The 19,426-nt window shown below is 63.0% G+C and carries 13 protein-coding genes and 1 pseudogene; 6 read left to right on the forward strand and 8 right to left on the reverse strand.

All coding sequences use genetic code 11. From position 1 onward, the window contains the following. The first annotated feature begins 38 nt into the window (after positions 1-38). The 3 genes and pseudogenes from BV071_RS32025 to BV071_RS32040 all read left to right on the forward strand — a co-directional run bounded on the left by BV071_RS32025 (position 39) and on the right by BV071_RS32040 (position 6,423). Positions 39-959: a LysR family transcriptional regulator gene (locus tag BV071_RS32025; RefSeq protein WP_052574143.1), complete on the forward strand. Its 921-nt coding sequence runs from the start codon at positions 39-41 to the stop codon at positions 957-959. 90 nt (positions 960-1,049) lie between these two features. Beyond that, positions 1,050-4,016: an SUMF1/EgtB/PvdO family nonheme iron enzyme gene (locus BV071_RS32030; RefSeq protein ID WP_052574144.1), complete on the forward strand. Its 2,967-nt coding sequence runs from the start codon at positions 1,050-1,052 to the stop codon at positions 4,014-4,016. A 168-nt stretch (positions 4,017-4,184) separates the two neighbouring features. Beyond that, positions 4,185-6,423: pseudogene (locus tag BV071_RS32040) on the forward strand (TonB-dependent receptor). Positions 6,424-6,486: 63 nt separating this feature from the next. On the opposite strand, the gene BV071_RS34085 reads toward BV071_RS32040, so the two are convergent. Beyond that, positions 6,487-7,701: a hypothetical protein gene (locus tag BV071_RS34085; RefSeq protein WP_265595152.1), complete on the reverse strand. Its 1,215-nt coding sequence runs from the start codon at positions 7,699-7,701 to the stop codon at positions 6,487-6,489. 174 nt (positions 7,702-7,875) lie between these two features. Further along, a complete protein-coding gene (locus BV071_RS32055) occupies positions 7,876-9,405 on the reverse strand; it encodes a hypothetical protein (protein WP_035616412.1) in 1,530 nt (509 codons plus the stop codon). A gap of 149 nt (positions 9,406-9,554) precedes the next feature. Between BV071_RS32055 and BV071_RS32060 the strand changes: the two genes are divergently transcribed. Beyond that, positions 9,555-10,136: a hypothetical protein gene (locus BV071_RS32060; RefSeq protein ID WP_035616414.1), complete on the forward strand. Its 582-nt coding sequence runs from the start codon at positions 9,555-9,557 to the stop codon at positions 10,134-10,136. Between the two features lie 367 nt (positions 10,137-10,503). Here the strand turns inward: BV071_RS32060 and BV071_RS32065 are convergent, their stop codons facing one another. The 6 genes from BV071_RS32065 to BV071_RS32090 all read right to left on the reverse strand — a co-directional run bounded on the left by BV071_RS32065 (position 10,504) and on the right by BV071_RS32090 (position 17,758). Further along, entirely contained in the window at positions 10,504-11,652 is a 1,149-nt protein-coding gene (locus BV071_RS32065; RefSeq protein WP_035616416.1) for a XylR family transcriptional regulator, read from the reverse strand. Between the two features lie 78 nt (positions 11,653-11,730). Then, positions 11,731-13,203, reverse strand: a complete 1,473-nt coding sequence (locus BV071_RS32070) for a hypothetical protein (protein ID WP_265595153.1) — start codon at positions 13,201-13,203, stop codon at positions 11,731-11,733. Positions 13,204-13,269: 66 nt separating this feature from the next. Further along, the gene (gene hisH / locus BV071_RS32075; RefSeq protein ID WP_265595154.1) at positions 13,270-13,890 is read right to left on the reverse strand and encodes an imidazole glycerol phosphate synthase subunit HisH; all 621 of its coding nucleotides are present in this window, start codon (positions 13,888-13,890) and stop codon (positions 13,270-13,272) included. Further along, positions 13,887-14,477 (reverse strand): imidazoleglycerol-phosphate dehydratase HisB, encoded by a 591-nt coding sequence (gene hisB / locus BV071_RS32080; RefSeq protein WP_035616424.1) that lies wholly within the window; start codon positions 14,475-14,477, stop codon positions 13,887-13,889. The genes hisH and hisB overlap by 4 nt, the downstream gene beginning before the upstream one ends. Before the next feature lie 24 nt (positions 14,478-14,501). Then, positions 14,502-15,563, reverse strand: a complete 1,062-nt coding sequence (locus tag BV071_RS32085; RefSeq protein ID WP_035616426.1) for a PTPDL family protein — start codon at positions 15,561-15,563, stop codon at positions 14,502-14,504. Positions 15,564-15,613: 50 nt separating this feature from the next. Next, positions 15,614-17,758: a DUF255 domain-containing protein gene (locus BV071_RS32090; protein WP_265595155.1), complete on the reverse strand. Its 2,145-nt coding sequence runs from the start codon at positions 17,756-17,758 to the stop codon at positions 15,614-15,616. Positions 17,759-17,859: 101 nt separating this feature from the next. Here BV071_RS32090 and BV071_RS32095 point away from each other — a divergent pair, with 101 nt between their 5' ends. Further along, on the forward strand, positions 17,860-18,663 hold the full coding sequence (locus tag BV071_RS32095; protein ID WP_075091073.1) for a ParA family protein: 804 nt from the start codon (positions 17,860-17,862) through the stop codon (positions 18,661-18,663). Further along, positions 18,650-19,426, forward strand: a complete 777-nt coding sequence (locus tag BV071_RS32100; RefSeq protein WP_035616429.1) for a hypothetical protein — start codon at positions 18,650-18,652, stop codon at positions 19,424-19,426. Before BV071_RS32095 ends, BV071_RS32100 begins: the two co-directional genes overlap by 14 nt.

Raw genomic sequence — 19,426 nt, forward strand, 5'->3', positions numbered from 1 at the left:
CTGCTTTCTCCGGTCACGAATTTTGATGAGGTTTGTTCATGACTGATCTGCTGCCCGATTTACGCCAACTGCGGGCCTTCGTGGCCGTGGCCGACGAAGGCAGCTTCACTTTAGCTGCCAAGAAGCTCTTTCTCACCCAGTCCGCCATCAGTCACTCGATGAAGGCGCTGGAGGATAGTCTGGGCTGCCGCCTGCTCGACCGTCTCGGCAAGAAGACGGTCCTCACCGAGGAGGGCGAGGTCTTCCTGAAACGCTGCCGCCGGGTGCTCGGCGAGCTTGAGGACGCCGGCCGCGAGCTGGACGGCCTCAAACGCTGGGGTCAAGGCCGCATCCGCATCGGGGCCCCGCACTCGCTCTGCCAATTCCTGCTCCCGACGGTGCTGCGCGAGTTCCGCGACTGCTTCCCGCGCTGCGAACCGAGCATCGAGGCCGGTGATACATCGACCCTGCTGGAGCGCATCGATGAGCATGAACTCGATCTCGTCCTCGGCTTGCTGCCGCGCGGTGGCTCGGGCGAGGGTTATCGGCCGATTTTCCGCGATCGGATGACCTTTGCGGTTTCACCGATGCATCCATGGGCGGAGACGGGCCGGATCGATCACGATGAGATGGCGCGGGTCCAGTTCATCATCTACGCCCGTGCCACCGAGACTCACCGCCTGATCGAAGAACACTTCGAGAAGCTGGGGGTGCGTACCCGCCCGCCGCTGGTGCTGGGTGACATGGAGGCGATCAAGGGCATGGCCAAGATCGGCTTGGGCGTGGGGATTGTCGCTCCTTGGGTGGCGAAGCGCGAGTTTGACGACGGCTCGCTGATCGCGATCCCCATTGAGGGTGAGCCGATTGAACGCGAGTGGGGGCTCTTCCACAATACCGACCGGAAGCTCAGCCTGATTGAGGAAACCTTCGCCGGTATCGCCGAGATCGTGGGCCGGGATTTGGGGGGCTCGGAGGGGTAGTTTATAGGGCAATTTCGCGCTAATCGGGGTCAGGCACGGGGCTTGAATCCGTGGGGGCGCTTTGCTGCGATGGGACACCCCGCTGTTCCCATGAAGTTCCCGTTCCTTGTTTCGCTCGTCTGCGTCTTTCTGCCGATGGTCCGCGCTGCGGAGATCCGTAGCGCGGGTGACGGCCCGTGGTCTGCGGCCTCGACTTGGGAAAACGGCAAGGAGCCCGAGGCCGGAGACGTGGTCCTGATCCGCCCGGGACACCATGTGAAGTACGACGTCTCCCGTGACACGGTGATCCGCGCGGTCCACGTGGCGGGGACGCTCAGCTTTTCCCGCGATACGGATACCCTGCTCTGCACCGGCCTGATCCGGCTCGCCGCGGGCGAGGAGTGCAAGGAGGAGGGCTTCGAGTGCCACGCTCCCTCGCCGGATTATAAGATCGAGGGTGAGCGTCCGGCCTTGGAAGTGGGAACTTCGGAGGCACCCATTCCCGCAGGCCGCACCGCAGTGATTCGCTTGACCTACATACCCGGCATGGATGCGGAGAATTTTCCGGCGATCATGTCCTGCGGCGGGCGCATGGATTTCCACGGCGCGCCGCTGAATCGCTCTTGGGTGAAGCTCGGTAGCAGCGCAGGCCGCGGCTCCCGCGAGATCGAGCTGGCCGAACTGGTCGAGGGCTGGCGGGCAGGGGACAAGGTGCTCTTCCCAGCCACGGGCATGACCGATTTCTACCAGGTCGAAGGTGGACGGCGCGTGATTCCTTCCTTGCTCAAGGATTCTGAGACGGAAGAAGCGGAGATCCTCGGTATGGACAAGCGCGGTCTGCTGCTCAAGGAACCCCTGAAGTATAAGCATGAAGCTCTCGGCAAGTTCCGCGGGGAGGTCGCGAACCTCAGCCGCAATGTCATCGTCGAATCCGCCGATCCCAAAGGACCGCGTGGCCATACCGTTTATCATCGCGGCTCGGCCGGCTCGATCAGCTACGCGGAGTTCCGCCATCTAGGGAAGAAGGATGTGCTGGGCCGCTACCCGATCCACTTCCACCTTTGCGCGGATACCATGCGCGGCAGCTCGGTCATCGGCGCCAGCGTGTGGGACAGCGACAATCGCTGGGTCACCATCCACGGCTCGAACTACCTGTTAGTGAAGGATTGCGTGGGCTACCGCAGCACCGGCCACGGCTATTTCTTCGAGGATGGCACCGAGGTGAACAACGTGCTCGATCGCAACCTCGCGGTGCAGGCGCTGGCCGGCAAGCCGCTGCCGCTGCAGGTCCTCGGCTTCGATACCAATGATGCGGCGGGCTTCTGGTGGGCGAACTGCGCCAACGCCTTCACCCGCAACGTGGCCGCGGATTGCGGGAAGTTCGGCTATCGTTTTCAGATGGTGAAGACCCCGGAGTTCTCGCCGAATCTGATGGTGCTAATGCCGAACGGCAAACGTCGCGTCGTGGATGTGCGGACGCTGCCCTTCATCCGCTTCGATCAAAACGAGGCCCACAGCCAGCGCCGCTTCGCCTTCAATCTCGGCGGCTTCCATGGCCAGAGTGAGACCGAGGACCTGGACCGCGATGGCAACGTCATCGACCGGGCCGCTTACCTCGGCGGCGATGTGGGTGGTGTCGGGCCGGACTACAAGCATCCTTTCCGGATCAAGGACTTCCTGGTGTGGGCCTCCCACTGGGGCTTCCACACGACCGCTCCGAACGTCCAGATCCAGGGCTTCACCGCGCACGATGTGAACTATGTCTTCTGGCGCTCGAACTTTGCGGGACACGACTACAACGGCATCGATGCCACCGACATCCACGTCTCGACCTTCTTCAATGGCTTCGGCGTCGCGCCTACGCGTGAAGAGCAATTGCGCTACGTCGATCCCCAAGACGACAGCCCGCCGGTGACCTTGATCACCAGGACCGAGTGGCTCGACGACAAGCGCGTCCGCATCTCCGGCGTGGCGGTGGACGATGACCAGGTGCGCGAGGTTCGCATCAACGACGAGCCCGCGGTCTTACAGGCGGGGCCGGTCACGGAATGGTCTCAGATCTTGTCGGCGGGTGAGGGACGCCTTGAAGTCAGGGCCCTAGCTACGGATGCCAGCGGCAACCGCGAAGTGATCCCGCAGCGCGTGAGCCTTTCGCGTGGTGGTGCCACGCCCTTGCCGACAGCTCCTGCACCGGCAGCCGTAGCAGGAGCCACTCCGGCGATGAGGCCCGGCTACGGTGTAGCGCCCGTGGCAGAGACCCGCGAGGAAGTCATCGATCCGAAATCCCTGCCGTGGCCGCTGTGGGACGGCAAGGAAAGCGTGGCTGACTATGCCGCCCGCAATCATCTCGAAGCCACCCGGAGTGTTGACCTCGGTGGCCGGACTCTGGAGATGGAGCTCATACCCGCGGGCAGCTTTCTCATGGGCGCGGCACCCGGCGAGGCCGATGCGGAGGGCGATGAAACCCCGCGCCACCGCGTCGTGATCTCGCGGCCCTTCTACCTCGGCAAATACGAACTCACCCAAGCCCAGTATCAGGCGGTGGCTGGAAAGAACCCGAGCTACTTCCCTGCGCCTGACAAGCCGGTGGAGCAGGTCAGTTGGCTCGATACGCAGGCCTTCCTCGCCAAAGCAGGCCAAGGTCTGCGTCTGCCCAGCGAAGCCGAGTGGGAATTCGCCTGCCGCGCTGGCAGTGAAGGCGCCTATCAGAATGGCGATACCGCCGCCAAGCTCAGCGAGACCGGCTGGTGGGGCCACTCCTCGGGCGAAGGCCAATATGGAAATGCCCCCTCCGGCACCAGCGAGGTCGGCAAGCTCGCGCCGAACCGCTTCGGCCTGCACGACATGCACGGCAATGTCTACGAGTGGTGCGCTGACATCTACAGCCCGGAGTACTACCGCCAATCGCCAGCGCTGGATCCCACTGGCCCCACCACGGGCGATGAGCGGGTGCTTCGCGGCGGCTGCTGGGAGGCCGCTGCCACGAAATCCCGCTCCGCCAACCGCAATGGCTTCAGCCCCAAAAGCCGAGGTTATTTGCTCGGCTTCCGCGTAGCCATGCCGGTGCCCGCCCGATAAGGCAGGAAGGTTTTTCCTGTGAGTGAGTGAAAGCAAGCTGCCGCCAATCTGTGGGCTGGCGAAAATTTAGGCTAAGGAAAGCGCAGCTGATCCGTTAGACCGCGCTGAAGTCGGACCCGCAGGTTCCGAGGGCCCCTACTCGCCCTGTCGACCGGCTTCCATCCCGCCATGAAACCCGTTACCCGGCTCGTTCCACTCGCGCTCGCCCTCGCGACGCTTCCACCCCTCCAAGCCCAAGAGCAGGCGGCTTCCCCGCCGGACACGAACAAGAAGCCCGCTTCAAACGAAGCGCTCAAGGACGTTGTCGTCCGGGGTGAGTCCATCCAAGGGGCCTATGGCAATCCGCTTGAGACTGCAGTCACCGGCCTTCCGGCACCCATCAAGGAGCTGCCGGTAACGGTCAATACCCTCACCGAGCAATTCATTCAAGACACCTCGGCCCGCCGCATCCGCGATGTCGTAGGCTATGTCCCCGGGGTGAGCGCCTCCGATGACAGCGGTGCTACCGGTGACTTGCTGAAGATCCGCGGCTTCGACTTCATCTACCAGTCGTACATCAACGGCATGCGCAACCGGGTGTCCTACGATTCGTCGCGCCGTTTCTCGAACATCGAGCGCATCGAGATCTTCAAAGGCCCGGGTGGCGTGGAATTCGGCACTGGCGATCCGGGCGGCTTTGTGAACTACGTGACCAAGAAGCCGGAGGCTGTCCAATCCACCGAGATGGGGGTCGAGGTCGGCAGCTACGATTACGTCCACGCCTATGTCGATTCCACGGGTCCACTGACTCCCGGCAGCGGTAGCTTCGATGCGAAGAGCGGCGCGGCCATGAGCGACGGCCTCGGCGTCTTCTACCGCATGATCGTTTCCGGCGATTCCGCGAATTCCTTCCGCGATGCTTTCCACACCGATGGCTATCAGGTCGCGCCCTCGATCCTGTGGAAGTATGCGGAGGGCAGCTCCTTGCTCTTCGAGTTCGACTACCAGTACCGCGACCAGCCCTACGACCGCGGGATCATGTACATCGAGGGTGCGGGCTTTAAGGACAACTTCGCGCCGATCAATACCAGCTACCACGAGCCCACCGACTATTTCGACAACCACAATACCCGCTCCTCGCTCTACTGGACGCACAAGGTAAACGACAATGTCACCCTGCGCGTGTCCGGCGAAGTCGACACCAACCGCGGGATGGGCAACGGCGTGCGGAATCCTTCAACCTTCCTGCTCTATGGCAGCGGCAACGAGTGGAATGGCAATCCGACGATCCGCCGCACCACCCAGGACTTCGACTCCGAGATGTGGGCCTACAACCTGAAGCCGGAAGTGCTGCTGAACTTCGAGACCGGTTCAGTGAAGCACACCGGCCTCTTCGGCGTGAACTACGCCTACACGGACACCAAGCGCCGCTCGATGGACCGCTACGACCTGCGTCCGATCAGTTTCCCCGTGCCGGTCTACGGCCAGCCACCGATCTTGCATCCGCCGGGCCTCGTGCCGCGCAACTTCCGCTTGGAAGAGGAACTCGAGGAATTCGGAGTCTACTACCAGCACAAGGCTGACATTGGCGATAAGGTGCACCTCCTCGGTGGAGTCCGCTACGATTGGTATCAGGACGAGCTGGCCACCACCACGAATGTGCTGCTCCGCCCGCTGCCACCTCTGTCCGGCTATTCGGATCAGGATTGGAGCGGCCGCCTTGGCGCGGTGGTGGATATTACCCACAACGTCTCGCTCTTCGCTGGCGTGAGCACTTCCTTCCAGCCTCAGACCGGCCAACTCGCCAGCGGCGAAAGCCCGGACCCGCTGGAGGCGACCTCCATTGAGGGCGGCATCAAGGCAAACTTCTGCGACAACCGTCTGCAGACCACGCTCTCCGTCTATCGGACAGAGCGCGAGAACATGCTTGAGGCCGATCCAAACGACCCGAACGGCCCTTTTTTCGATCCCGATCGGCACGGTGACGATCAGTGGTGTCGAGTTCGAAGCTACCGGCAAGCTCACGGAGGATCTGGATATCCTCGGCGGCTTCTCCTTCATGGACAGCGAGATCTCGGATACCTTGGATCCGACTACCCTCGGCAAGAACTTCTACAACGTGCCCGACTTCCAGGCCGGGATGCGCCTGCGCTACGACACCAGCCGCTGGCTGCTGCAGGGCCTGAGCCTGGGTGCCGGTGTGGTTTACGTGGGTGAGCGCGATGGCGATGCGACCAACAGCTTCCAGCTCCCTGACTACGTCCGCTTCGACGCCGGTGTCTACTACGACTGGCGTAACTGGAGCTTCAAGGCCACTGTCGAAAACCTGGCCGACGAGACCTACTATCTCGCCAGCCAGGGCTTTGCGGACACCATCCAGCCGGGTTCCCCGCGTTTGTTCACGCTCGGTGCCTCGACCAGGTTCTAATACTTTCCCCTCCGGGGCCCGGTCGGTGCCTTGAGCGCCGGCCGGGCATCCCTTTTGTGAGGGTCAGAAGGTGTAGTCCAACTCGATGCTTGCGCGGGTGGTGGAGAGGTAGAGCGCGTCGTTCGTATCGAAGTAGCCGAGCTTGGCGATCGCGGTGAAGTGGTCGTCGAACTTCTTGGTCAGCACGGAGTCGAAGCCGAAGCCGAAGTTGTCCGAGATCGAGTTGTCGCCGAAGATGTGCGCCTGGTTCATCCACTTGATCCCGCAGAAGATCGGCACGGTGTAGGCGAGGTAGGTGTCCGTGAGACCGCCGTGCGTGCCATTGATGCGACGCGCATCCGTGGCATCGGCATAGCCATTGAAGGCATGCACCGTGGCCAGCGGGGTTTGCACGCCGGCATCCAGGTGCTCGATGCCCAAGGTGAAGCTGTGCGGGCCGAAGGCCTTGGTCGCATAGAAGTGGGCGTAGAGGCCTTCCTTGTCGTTCAGCGGGCCGGCGTCGTCCTGATAGGCGAGCTCCCCGTAGAGCTGGACAGTGGCGAGCGTGCCCTTGGCGCTGATGCCGAAGGTATTGTTATCCCAGCCGGTGGCGGCCGCGTCATCGAACTCCATCAGGTAGGCATAGGCCCCCAGAGTCAGACCCTTGATGCCTGCATAGGAGGCATTGAAGAGGTGGATCTCGCCGGGTGCGTTCTCGAAAATGCCGGTCGCATCCGTGCCGTAGATCCGGTTGACCTGATCGATGTAGGAGTAGCTAGCGGTCAGTCCTTCGATTGAGGTGTTGGTGATTGAGATCCCGTCGTAGGTCTGCTCGTTCTGGCGCCAGCCGACGTTGCCGATGAAGGCGGCATTGTCATAGATGATCCGCTGGCGGCCGAGCTTCACCGTGGTGTCGAAGCCCTTATACTGCAGGATCAGCTGGTTGAGCTCGTTGTTCTCCGGATCAGCGATGATGGAGTTGCGCGGATCGAAGGGGTTCACACCCGGAGCGCCGCCACTATAGTCATCGACCGCGGCTTGGGTGAACTCACCCTCGACGAAGGCCGAGAAGCCGTACCAGTCCTTGGTCTTCAGCCCCAGCCGTTCGCGGATGGTCAGGGCGTGGGAGGGATCGAAGTGATCCACGTCCGCGAATTCGTAGCGGGCGCGGATATCGAGCGTCGGCTTGATCCAAGGCTCTTCCGTGGCGGCCGTGATTTCGGGCGACGGGGAACCGGCGTGGAGGGCAACAGTGCTGGCAGCAAGGGCGAGCAGGGAGGCGTAGGTGTGGCTATTCATGGTCGGAAGTGCGTCCATGAATAGCCGCCGCCCTGCCAATCCGGGCCGATGGGCTTGTTAGAATGGTGCGAAATCCGCACCATTCCGATGAGTCGCATTCATCGCATCATGCAATGAAACTCATTCATCCAAAGTGGCTTCCGCGATGAACGGGATGTATTCCATCGCCTCCTCTCAACCCTCGCTCGGAGCGGTCAGGAATTCCACCAAGTCCTTGCGGCCCTTCGCGAGGTCGGGCGGGTTCAGGTAGAACATGTGGCCCGCTTCGTAGTCGGTGAAGTGGATGTTCTTCCGGGTGCTCTCGGGAAGGTCGAAGATGTGGCTGAAGGTGTAGGCAATCCCATCGGGCGGGGTGGCGAGGTCGGCATGGCCGCCCATCACCAGAACCTTCAGGTGCGGATTATCGCGTAGTGCGGAGGCGATCCGGTCAGCCATGTTGGTGTAGCCGTTGCCCCGGCCGCCCATGTTCCAGGGTTGCACCTTGCCGGTCAGAATCTCGTAGGGGGAATCCTCTTTCCAGCCGAGCTCATTCAAGTAGCTGAGCATGCTGGTGGAGTAGGCACCCAGCGCCAGCGAGAAGGAGGGATCGTAATCCGGGACCGGCATCGAGAGATCGCTGGAAGTCCATGCCACGCGGGCATCAAAGCGCCCCAGCACCTTGCCTTCCTTGTGCAATAGCTCCCCGCGGAAGCGCGAGGGATCCACCCGCAGGTTCGACTCCATGAAAAGCTGCGCGGGCAGAGAGGTCAGGGCGGAGAGCTTGTCGGCCAGCGCTTGCTTCTTGGCTGGGTCCAGCTTGCTGCCGGCATCGAGAGCCACGCCGTATTCGCCCCACGCAAATTCGCGGGACTCCTTCACCAGCGCGTCGCGGTCGCCCTTCAGCTTGCCGTGGAAGTGAGCGATGGCGGTGTAGTTCGGCAGGTAGACCTGATAGGCGAGGTCATTGCCTTGCGACGGGCTGAGGGTCCTGAAATCCACCACCGAGGACAGGAACACCACGCCATTGAGCGACATGCCGAAGCGGCTCTGCAAATTCTCCGCCAGACCGGCCACGCGGATGCCACCGTAGGACTCGCCGAGCAGGAACTTGGGCGAGCCCCAGCGCTTGTTCTCCGTGACCCAGCGGCGGATGAAGTCGCTCATCGATTCCACATCGCCTTCCACACCGTGGAATTCCTCCGGCTTGCCGTCCTTTTCCACCCGGCTGTAGCCGGTGGTCACGGGATCGACGAAGACGAGGTCCGCAACGTCGAGGATTGAAAATTCATTGTTGGCCAGGCGAGCTGGCGGGACCGGGGCCGTGGTGCCATCACCGGGCAGCACCACCCGCTTCGGGCCGAGGGTGCCGAGGTGCAGCCACACCGCCGAGGAGCCGGGGCCACCGTTGAAAGCGAAAAGGACCGGCCGCTTGCTCAGGTCGCCTGCGTCTTTCTTGAGGTAGCTAACGTGGAAGACCGAGGCTCGTGGCGAGCCGTCGTCCTTCTTGAGGGTCAGCTTGGCGGTGGTGACCGTGTATTTGATGTCCTGCCCGCCGATCTTCACGCTGCCTTCGGTGGTGACCGGCTCGGTGGACTTGTCGTCCTTGCCCTTGTCCTTGTCCTTCTTTTCCTCCTGCCCGTCCGGCTTCTTGTCCGGCGGCGCGGGTTTTTCCTGGGCGGTGGCAAGGCTGGTGAGCAGGGCGAGGAGAAGCAGGGTCGGGCGCATATTGATAGAAGGCTAGGGGGAGGGATTGACTTGTCGATGCCAAGAGCGCCGCTGAATGGCGGCTTTGCTTGGAAAACCGTGCTCTTCCGGAGTTCCGGGGACAGGTTTAGAGATTGCCCGCCAAGCTCCAGCGCTGCTTGGATCGTGCAATGTCGGGGAATCGCAAAATTCACTTCGGTCTGGGCGCGCTGCTGCTGGTTCTCGGTGTCGGCCTGTTCATGAAGCGAGCTCCTGCTACGGATCCCCGCTCCGTCAGCGGGAATGCAGGAGCCGCGGGGAGCCGCGCCTCGTTATCGCTGGAACCGGACGCGGCTCCGGCCCGCAGCGAAGACCGGAGGCGCACCGCGGCACAAAAGGATTGGTCGGTGGCGAAAGAAGTCCCGCAGTCGGATGGAGCGCCGGCTGCCGGCGAATCGCCGCTCTTCCTGAGCTTTCTGAAGTCGAACGCTGCCCGTACTACCCTGCGTGTCGGCTTCCGGCAGGATAAGCAGGAGGAGATCGCTCCAGAGGACTACGAGGTCAATGTCGAGCTACTCGACTCGGAGGGGAACAAGTTCGGGGAGGAGAATACCACCTCCGCCATGTGGTGGACCGCCCAGGAGGACTTTGGCAACGACGGCGCACCCATGCTCGAGGTGAAGTCGGCAAGTGCGGTCTCAGCGGTCGAACTCAAGCTCTCCTACAAGGGCAAGGAGGTCGAACGGCGGAAATACGAAGTGGCGGAGCGCTGAGACGCACTGGCATCACGAGACTCTTTCAATCGTTTCCTGTGTGAATATGCGCACCTCTATATGGATATTATTGTCTTCGTTTTGAAGCCGTGGACACAAAAAAGCGCCGACCCTCGGACAGGAGGGGCGGCGCTTGGAAAGTGATCGGCGAGCTTAGCGGCGAGCGCCGTTTTGCTGCGTGGAACCAGTGTTCACAGGAAAGGAGATGGCAGAAGGAACGGACATGGCTGTAGTAGGTTCGAGGTCTTTTTGGTGTGTGTTTCGGGAGGGACGCTCCCAACGGGTGACGTGAAAGTAACCCGAGACCGCTTGCCTTGCATTATGAAGACGGGAACCCGCCTTGCGATTTTGCGAACCTGCCGGAACGCTAGGTTCCCGTGGATTTACGGTATTCCCCGGGCGTCATTCCGGTCTGTCTGCGAAAAAGATGACTAAGTCGCTCCGCGTGCTCAAAGCCGAGCAGCTCCGCGATGTGGGCCAAGGTATAATCGGTTTGCGAAAGGAAGCGCTGGATCCCATCGACTAGGGTTTGGCTCAGCAACTGCCGTGGTGTCTTGCCGGTGGCCGACTTCACGCGCTGCTCTAACAGACGGCGCGAAACGTGGCAGTCGCGCGACAGTTCCTCAATGCTGAGCATGCCGGGCTTTTGCTGCCGCAGCAGCTCCAGGAAGCGTCTAACAACCGGGTCGTCGATCGCGTCAAGCGCGGTGGATTGCCGGATTACCAAGCCTTTCGGCGGCACCAGGCGCTCCAGCTTGATTTGCTTGAGAGCCTTGCCCTCCATCAGCTCCGCGAGCCACGAAGCTGTTAGAAAGCCCATCCGCACGATATCGGGGTCGATGCTGGAAAGCGGGATCCGCGAGGTGCTGGAGAAAACTGGATCATTGTCCACGCCCAGCACGGCCAGATCTTCGGGCACGGCGATGCCGCGTTCGATCGCCGACTGCACGGCGCGGAAAGCGACTTCATCCCAGCAGCAGAAGAGTGCACAGGGTTTCGGCAGGGATGCGATGAAGGCCTCATCGCCCCGGTGCAGGGTCTCGAAGGTGCGGGCCTTGCGCTCCGGGGTGTGGTGGCAGAGGGGTGTATGGCCGCGGGCGGCGAGTGCCTCCGTGAAGCCGATCTCACGCTCGCGGGAGACGCTGTGGTCGCTGTAGCCGAGGAAGGCGAAATGGCGGTGGCCCTTCTCGACAAAGTGCTCCGCGGCGAGCCGACCCACCGCGCGGTGATCACTGTCCACCAGCAGGTGCTCGCCGGCGGGATCGATCAAGGTGCCCTGCAAGTCGAGCACCGGCATGCCCTGCTTGCGCAGCGCCAGGGAGTGTTTCTGGTCCGGGCTGGTGGTGATCACGCCGTCGCCCTTGAAGTCCGCCAGCCAATCCGGCTCGGCGGCCGTCTTGCCGCGGTACTCGAAGTGGATCTGCCAATCGTGCAGGCGCCCGAAGCGGGCAATGCCCCGGATCAGGTTGCGCCCGTATTGGGTGGAAGTTTCGACGATGACCGCGACGTGCCGCACAGGGACTTGCCTAAGCCCGGGCCCCTGCGCATGCGAGGAATTTGCGCGCCCTCAGGGAAGGCGGCTGCCGACGATCTATCAGGGCCGCGGCACCACGATCGGCTTGAGCTTCATCTTCTCGAATTCGGGGCTTTCCGGAGGCGTGAGCGTGCGGGTGGACGGATTCCACCCGTAGGGAAGCCCATAGACGGGGTCGTTCGGGATCGGCTGCCCCTGCATGATGGCGAAGGCGGCTTGGGTCATCGCGGTGGTGGACTGCGCCCGCTGGAAGCCATTGCTCCATGCGTTGGCCCCGACAAAGAGGATCTCGATGAGCTCCCGGCTGGAGCGGGAGAGGTGATCCATGTCCGGAATTCCGGGGAACTTCGTCTTGGTCCAATCTGCGGGAGAGGTGCCCGCGAAAAGATCCTGGTATTGGGAGAAGTAGCTCGCTTGCACATCGATCAACGCATCCGGATCGACCGGGTATTTCGGGTCTTCCGCATCCGCGAGCATCGGCATCAGGAATTCGCGTGAACCCACGTGGAATTCGCCGGCCATGATTCGCGCGAATTCAGCGGGCGGCGCGACGGTCGGGTTCAAGGCTTCTTGCCAAGCCTGGACATCGAGTTGTCCCGTGGGGATCGACGGCATCACCTCTTTGAGTGCGTAAGCCTGGGTCTCAAGGCGGATGAGGATTTCGACTGTGATCGCCAGCAGGGAAGGGGTCTCCACCTTGCCGAAACGATCCGCCAGGCCATTTGCCGCGCGGATCGATTCCAAGGCTCGCGCGGCATCGCCCTCCTCTGCGGCCAGACGGGCATCCAGCAGCAGGATCTCCGTCGCGCTCTTCCCCAGTTGTGCCCCGATGAAGGACCAGCGCTCGATGTCGATGCCGGTAACCGATTGGTCCGGCATTAGGCCGATGGCGCGGATTTCATCCAGATTCGCTCGCTCGTGCTCAAGCCAAGCGCGGACAGCAGCGGCATCCCAAGGCTTCTCACCGGCCAAGTGCTTCCTAATGTCTTCCGGAACTTCGAAGGCTGCCTTGCCGGTCTTGGGATCCGCCTTGAAACGCTCGGAGAACTCCAACCAGCGGAGGAAGCCGTTGCGCTCCGTGGACACCTTTCTATCGGCCACCGCCAATTCCGGATAGCGGGCGAGCACCCGCTTGAATAACTCCTCACCCAGCCGCTTGATCTCCTTCACCTTGGCCTGGTCGGCCGGATCCTTCGATGCCTTGAGCTTGAAGTAATGACTGCCGAAAGTGAGTCGCTCGCTCCGCTTCCATGGATTGCGCTCCCAGGTCATCAGGTTCTCGAACTGCCCGTCCAGCCATTCCGTCGCCCAGTCCCAGACGCTCCGCGAGGAGTGGCGCGGCGTCGTCACTTGGCTGGCTACTGTCTCCTTGCTCACTCGCGGCGGGCGCTCGCTACGAAACACGACTTCACCTCGCACCAGTGGGCTTCCGCCATTGCCAGGCTCAGGCGTCAGCGCGCAATAAAGCGCTACCCCGAGGGGCACCATGCAGAGCATTGCCCGGGTGACACGCTTCGACGGCCGGTATTTCATTACACCGGACATTTAACCTAGAAGCTTGCCGTTAGACAAGCCTCAGATAGGGCGGGGAAAACGGGCTCAAGCTACCGCGACCCCAGCCCCGAGGAAATTCCCCAGCAGGCGTAAGCCTGCCTGTTGGCTCTTCTCCGGGTGGAACTGCGTTGCCACGATCGAGTCCGTGCGAACCGCGCTGGCGAAGTTTTCGCCGTATTCCGTCCGCATCGCCACCACGCCCGGATCCGCAGGGACCGGGAAGTAGGAGTGGACGAAGTAGAAGTAAGGCGCGGCTCCCAAGCCATCCCACATCGGGTCGGCGGGGTTCTGCGGGATGGCCGAGTTCCAGCCCATGTGCGGGATCTTGCGGCCGTCCTCGGTGAAGCGCTTGACGCGGCCCGGCAGCACGCCGAGGCCCTCGATGCCATTCTCTTCCTCGCTGCCTTCAAAGAGGATCTGATAGCCCAAGCAAATGCCGAAGTAGGGCTTGCCCGCGCGCACCCAGTCGCGCAGTGGCTCGATCAAGTCGCGCTTCCCCAGTTCACCCATGCAATCGCCGAAGGCGCCGACGCCAGGCAGGACCAGATGATCCACGCCGGCGAGATCCGCGGACTTCGAGATCAGGCGTGGCTCAATCCCCAGTGCATGCACGGCATTTGCCACGCTGCGCAGGTTGCCCGCTCCGTAATCGATGATGCCAATCACAATGCCTCCTTGGTGCTTGGAATTCCCTTCACCCGTGGATCCTTTTCACAGGCTTCCCGCAGGGCGCGGGCGAGGCCCTTGAAGATCGCTTCCGCGATGTGGTGACCGTCGCGGCCGTAGAGCAACTCCACGTGGATGTTCGCGCGCAGGTTGGATGCGAGCGCACGGCAGAACTCCTCCACCAGGGTGAAGGGGAAGTTCGGTGCGGAAGGCGTGTTCGGAGCCGCCCGGAACTCAAGGTGCGGGCGATTGCTCAGATCCACGACCACTCGTGCCAGCGTTTCATCCATCGGCAGATAGAAGCTGCCGTAGCGCTTGATGCCTTCCTTGGTCCCCAAGGCTTCCTTCATCGCCTCGCCGATGACGATGCCGGTGTCTTCCACGGTGTGGTGGAAGTCCACTTCCAGATCACCCTTGGCATCGACATTCAAATCGAACAGGCCATGCCGCGCGAAGAGCGTCAGCATGTGATCGAAGAACCCGATGCCCGTGGCGATTTTCGATTCACCGGAACCGTCCAGATCGATCGAAAGCTCGATCTTGGTTTCGGCAGTGTGGCGGGTGCGGTGGGAAGTGCGGGCGGACATGGAATATCGTTCAGTCGGGAAAAGTTACTTGGCCGGGGCTGCCGGCGTCGCCTTGGTCAGGATCTGGAGGTAGGCTTCGGGCATGCTCACGCCGCGGACCTTCGAGATGGCGGCATCGACTTCTTGCTTGGTCGCGCCTTCCTTCGTGATCGCCTGATAGGCGTCCTCGTAAGCCTCTTCAGTCTTCGGCATGGTGCTGGTGTCCAAGGTGCTCAAGCGGCGGCTCTCGGTGTCGAGGTTGCGCTTGGCATCATCCAGTTGCGGCTTGAAATAGGGATCGAGGCTCAGCCACTTGACGCCGTCCGCCTTCTCGCGTTCGACGCGGGCGGTGTAGGCTGCGGCTTCCTCGGCGATGGCCTCTTCGCTCCGGACACGGTCCGATGCGGACATCCGCGAGAGACCGCTCTTGCGCTTCTCGACGAGAGCCGGATAAGCGTTGATGCTGGTGGTCACGTTGGCGAGCTGGGTCTTCATCAGGGACGCCGCATAGGGGACGTTTTCCTTGTAGGCCTTGCTGCCCGGGAAGGACTTCTCGAGCTTGGACCATTCGCGCAGCGCGGAGATCAGATCGTTGCGATCAGCAGCCTTTTTCATGTTGCTGGCCACGATGCTCGCGTCCAAGCCATAGGCCTTCGGGGCCCGCTCCTCCGCGGAGATCATCTTGCCGCCGAACTTCACGCCGCCGGCCTTCACCACGGCGAGCTCGCTCTCAAGCGTGTCGTAGATCTTCTGAACTTCCTTCTTCCGCGCAGAGTCCTTGTGGGTCTTGAGAAAGGTAGCCGCCTTGGCACTCTGCGCCTGGTAGGCTTCCTCGCTCTGCAAATCCGGGGTCGGCAAGATCTTCGCGAGCTCGGCGAAGGCGGTCTCGTCCTTCTGTTCCGCGAATTGCCTCACCACATCCGCCTTGGGGATGCGGCGCTCGTCCTTGATCGACTTGGTCACTTGGACCGCGATGATGTAATCGGAGCCGTCCTCCTTCACGATCGTGCCCTCGATCTTCGAGCCGTCCTTCAATTCAAAGGTATCGGCCGGAGCGGACGCGGCGAGTAGCAGGGAGACGAGCGGCAGCAGGTGGCGGGTTTTCATTTCCCGAGACAATTCCAAGGGATCCGCCCGACGCGAGAGGAAAAATCGTGTCAGGGCACCACGGGGCGTGCGAGGGCCTCCAAAGCGGCCGGATTTTCCAGCTCGGTCTGGCTGCCATCCGGCCTCAGAAGCTTCGGAGCGGTGACCTTGCCGAGGCGGCGTCCGATGCGGTCCAAGGGCAGCTTGCAGGCGGCTTCCCGCCACTCTGGCGAGGCGTTTTCGGGCAATTCGACGATGACACGTGAGCGCGCGAAAGATGCGGCCAGGATTGAATCCGTGAAGACCACCGGGGCCTCCGCGAAGGGTGGCAGGGAGGTCAGCCAAGGGACAAGCGCGGGCGGCGGGCTCTGGCCAAGCGCCTGCAAGCGCGCCAAGTTCATCCGCATCAGCCCCGCGGTGGAGTCGTCGAAGAGCATCATGCGGTCCTCAAAGGGCGTGCTCAGCGGAGAAACCGCCTGACGGGCTTCCCGCAGCCGCCCGTCGTTGTCGACGAAAGCTTCCGCCACGCTGGTGCTGAGGTCGCCTGCCCAGATCCGCCAGTTCTCATCGAGCGTGATTTCCGCCAGATCGAGCGCGGCTTGGATCGCGAGGGCGTGGGTGAAGGCCCGCGCCTCGCAGGTTTCCGCCGGCTTTCCGGGATTTGCCTCCTTCAGCAAGGTGCCTTCCCCAAACGTCTTACGGGTCCGCTCGGCCAAGGCCAGCGCCTTGGTTCGCCACGCCGGGTCGGCGGTGGCGGTGAAGAGCGCGGCGTAGGCGGATACCATCCGGAAACTGGCACTCGCTGAAGCCGCTGGATTGGGCTGGCGATCCGGTTGGCGGGCGGTTCGCGCCTCCAGCAACTTCTTGCGGCCGGACTCGTAGAGCGCCGTGGCATCCGGGGTGCTCAGGCCGAGCTTCTTGGCCGCATCCGGTAGCGTGGACTTCGAAGCCAAGGAATTGAGACGGAAATACTCGCGTAGCGGGTCCGACTCCATCGCCAGGTTGCCCATGCTATTGATGCCACAGAGGGCCTTCCACAGGGCCGCTTCTTGGGGCGACAGGGCCTTCTCGACCTGTTCTTGGGTCCATAGCCAGTCCTTCAACGAGAGTGTCCCCGGCAAGCGCTGGGCCGCGAACAGCCCGTCTTGGCTGGCGTAGCGCTCCTCTGCGAATTTGACCGCCCCCAAGGCCACCTGCAGCGGGCGCTGGTCCCCGGTAGCCCGGTAAACGGTCGCCAAGGCGCGGGCAACCCGGGCTTGGGTGGCGCAGTTCCGGTAAATCATCGGCAGGTCCCAGCTCGGGCCGAAGCGGCTGGGGTAGACGCCGCCGTCCAGCGGATCGACGATGGCGCTGGACCAGAGCGAGGTGCCAAGCTCCGAAACGATGGTGCGACAGCGCTTGGCGAGGTCCGGCGCGGTCGCGGGATCGAGTGCGGCGGAAGCCAGGGTCTGGACGATCCCAAGCGGCAGCAAGCCACCAGCACCGGACATGCTGCTGGTGTCCTCGTCATAGAGGCTGACCAACTGGCGGATCGCCCGGGTCAGCTGCTGGTCGCGATCGGCGGCATCCGCCGGGCTCGGGTCCGAATGCAGGAGCCTTTCGACCCGCGCCTGGTGATCGACGCGGCTGTTCTTGATGACGTAATCCGGGGAGTCGGCCCACATTTTGGCCACCACATCCATCGCTCCAGAGAGCGATTCGCGGATTCCACCGGTCTCGGAACTGCCGGTAATCGTCCGCCAAGTCACCTCGTTGCCTTCAGGCGAGAGGAAGAGCAGGAAAGGGAAGGAGACCCCGGTGCGGATTTCCTGGCTAAGTACACCGGCTGCCAGGCCAGCCTCGGGACAGAGGTCAATGTCCACCAGCACCGGCACGAACTCAGAGTTCAAGCGCGCGACCAGCGCCGCGTCCTTGTCGATCAGGTTCAGCGACTCGACGGTGCTTGGATAGCGGGCTGAGCCGATGAAGACAAAGATCAGGCGGTTTGCCTCGGCGGCGTGGGCCAAAATCGCAGGATCCCATGGCTGCCAATGCACCGGGGAGGCCGCGCGGGAGCCCAGCAGGCCGGCGGGAGCGTCACCCAAGCGGTTCTCCACCAAAGCGGGGATCAGCGGGGGCGGATTGGTCGTGCGGTCGCTTTGCGCAAGATTCTTGCGGCAGGCAGGAAGCAGCGCGAGGGAGACCAGCAAGCAGGCACGGATTCCTGATTTGAACATGGGGTGAAGCACCGGGCGGGGCGCGCGCACCATGCAGAAAAGGCTTTCGTGCTTACAAGCCGAAGCTACGCTGCGGCAGCGATTTCCAGAGGCTTACCAGCGTGATCAGTATAGCGGTTTCCAGTCAAAAGGGAGGGGTGGGCAAGACCACGGCCTCAATCAACATGGCCCATGCCTTTGCCAGGGCCGGGCTCCGCACCCTGCTGGTGGATGCCGATCCTCAGGGCTCGGTCGGCCTCTCCCTGACCCGCCAGTCGCGCATGCTCTCGGGCTTCTACGACTATCTCGCGGACCCCGGGATTCCGCTGGACCGGATCCTCGTGCCCACGCGTTTGGAGACCTTCTCGCTGGTCGCCAGCGGTCAGGCCAGCGACTACGAGGTGGGCGGCTCGCCGACCGGAGCGAATCTCGCCCGGGTCCGCAGCTTCCTGCGCGCGGTCGAGGCCCGCGGTTTCGACCTCTGCCTGATGGACACCCCGGCCGGACTTTTCGGGCTGACCGCGGACATCATCGCTTCCTGTGACGCCGTCCTCGTCCCCCAGCAGGCGGAGCCGTTGGGGATCCGCTCGGTGCCGAAGATGCTGGAAGGCCTCAACCGCCTGCGCGTGATCCATCCGCGGCTGCTGGTGCTCGGGGTGCTGATGACCATGGTCCAGAACGACATGGCCGAGAGCCGTGAGTCGGTGGCCGCCCTGCGCCAGATCCTGCCTCCCGACTTGGTGCTTCGCACCATGATCCCGCGCGATCCGCTTTTTGTTCGGGCCAGTGCCCGCGGCTTGCCAGTCGGCGTGTTGGAAGATGGTGCCGGCGCCCTCGCGGTGTTTGATGCCCTGCGCTCCGAGATCGAGGCGAAACTCGAGCGAGCCGGTCACTTGCCCCAGCCCCGCTCCCATGGACCCGCTTGAACCATGGATCGATGCCTCCGCCGTGCGGCGGATGGCGGAAAGCCTGCTGGCCGACCCGCGCGGGTCGGTCGTAAACGCCGAGCCAGACGCTGGCTTCGGCCGGGATTTCGAGGGCTTTGCCGTGGAGCCTCGTCCCGCGACACCCTTTGCCGCGGCGACTCAAGCCTCGGCGGCTGCTCCTCTCGCTCCGCCTGAGCCGGCCACGCCCGCGGTGGCTCCGATGCAAAGCGTCATCCCAACGGAAGAGCCTTCAGCGCCAGCTCCGCCACCGGTGCCGCAACTCGCTCCCGAGGTCGAGTCAGTACCAGCTCCTGCTTCACCTGTGCCTCCACCTGAAGCTGTGGCTGAGCCAGTGCCCACGCCGACGCCATCGCCTGCGCCCACGCCGGTCCAAGAACGTCGTGGGCCCTTGCTGGAACGGCTCGCCCGTTTTCGTGATGCGCTGATCCGCCACACCGGTGCGCAAGGCGTCTTCATCCTCGATCGCGAGGGCAAGCCGGTGATGGAGGACCCCGCCTTCGGGAAACTCCATTTCTTGGCTCGCAGCCTCGCTCAAGCCTATCGCCCGGTCGCCGGGCAGGCGGGCAATGTCCACGTCAAGATTGGTTCAAATGCGGTGCTCGAAGTGGTGCCGGTGGAGACGCCTTTCGGCTGTCTGGTGCTCGGCACGGTCATGCCACGTCCGCTGACGGCATCGGCGGTTGCGGAGATCGCGGCGGCCTTGCGGCAGGCGGCGAAGCCTAGGGATTCAGGGCCGGCTTGA

The organism is Haloferula sp. BvORR071, assembly GCF_000739615.1.
Classification (GTDB): Bacteria; Verrucomicrobiota; Verrucomicrobiia; order Verrucomicrobiales; family Akkermansiaceae; genus Haloferula.

Coding starts and splice junctions, on each gene's coding strand:
- BV071_RS32030 (WP_052574144.1), top strand. CDS start 1,050: ATGAAGTTCCCGTTCCTTGTTTCGCTCGTCTGCGTCTTTCTGCCGATG.
- BV071_RS32085 (WP_035616426.1), bottom strand. CDS start 15,563: ATGAAAACCCGCCACCTGCTGCCGCTCGTCTCCCTGCTACTCGCCGCG.
- BV071_RS32100 (WP_035616429.1), top strand. CDS start 18,650: ATGGACCCGCTTGAACCATGGATCGATGCCTCCGCCGTGCGGCGGATG.
- BV071_RS32060 (WP_035616414.1), top strand. CDS start 9,555: ATGTCGGGGAATCGCAAAATTCACTTCGGTCTGGGCGCGCTGCTGCTG.
- BV071_RS32090 (WP_265595155.1), bottom strand. CDS start 17,758: ATGTTCAAATCAGGAATCCGTGCCTGCTTGCTGGTCTCCCTCGCGCTG.
- BV071_RS34085 (WP_265595152.1), bottom strand. CDS start 7,701: ATGAATAGCCACACCTACGCCTCCCTGCTCGCCCTTGCTGCCAGCACT.
- hisB (WP_035616424.1), bottom strand. CDS start 14,477: ATGTCCGCCCGCACTTCCCACCGCACCCGCCACACTGCCGAAACCAAG.
- BV071_RS32025 (WP_052574143.1), top strand. CDS start 39: ATGACTGATCTGCTGCCCGATTTACGCCAACTGCGGGCCTTCGTGGCC.
- BV071_RS32055 (WP_035616412.1), bottom strand. CDS start 9,405: ATGCGCCCGACCCTGCTTCTCCTCGCCCTGCTCACCAGCCTTGCCACC.
- BV071_RS32070 (WP_265595153.1), bottom strand. CDS start 13,203: ATGAAATACCGGCCGTCGAAGCGTGTCACCCGGGCAATGCTCTGCATG.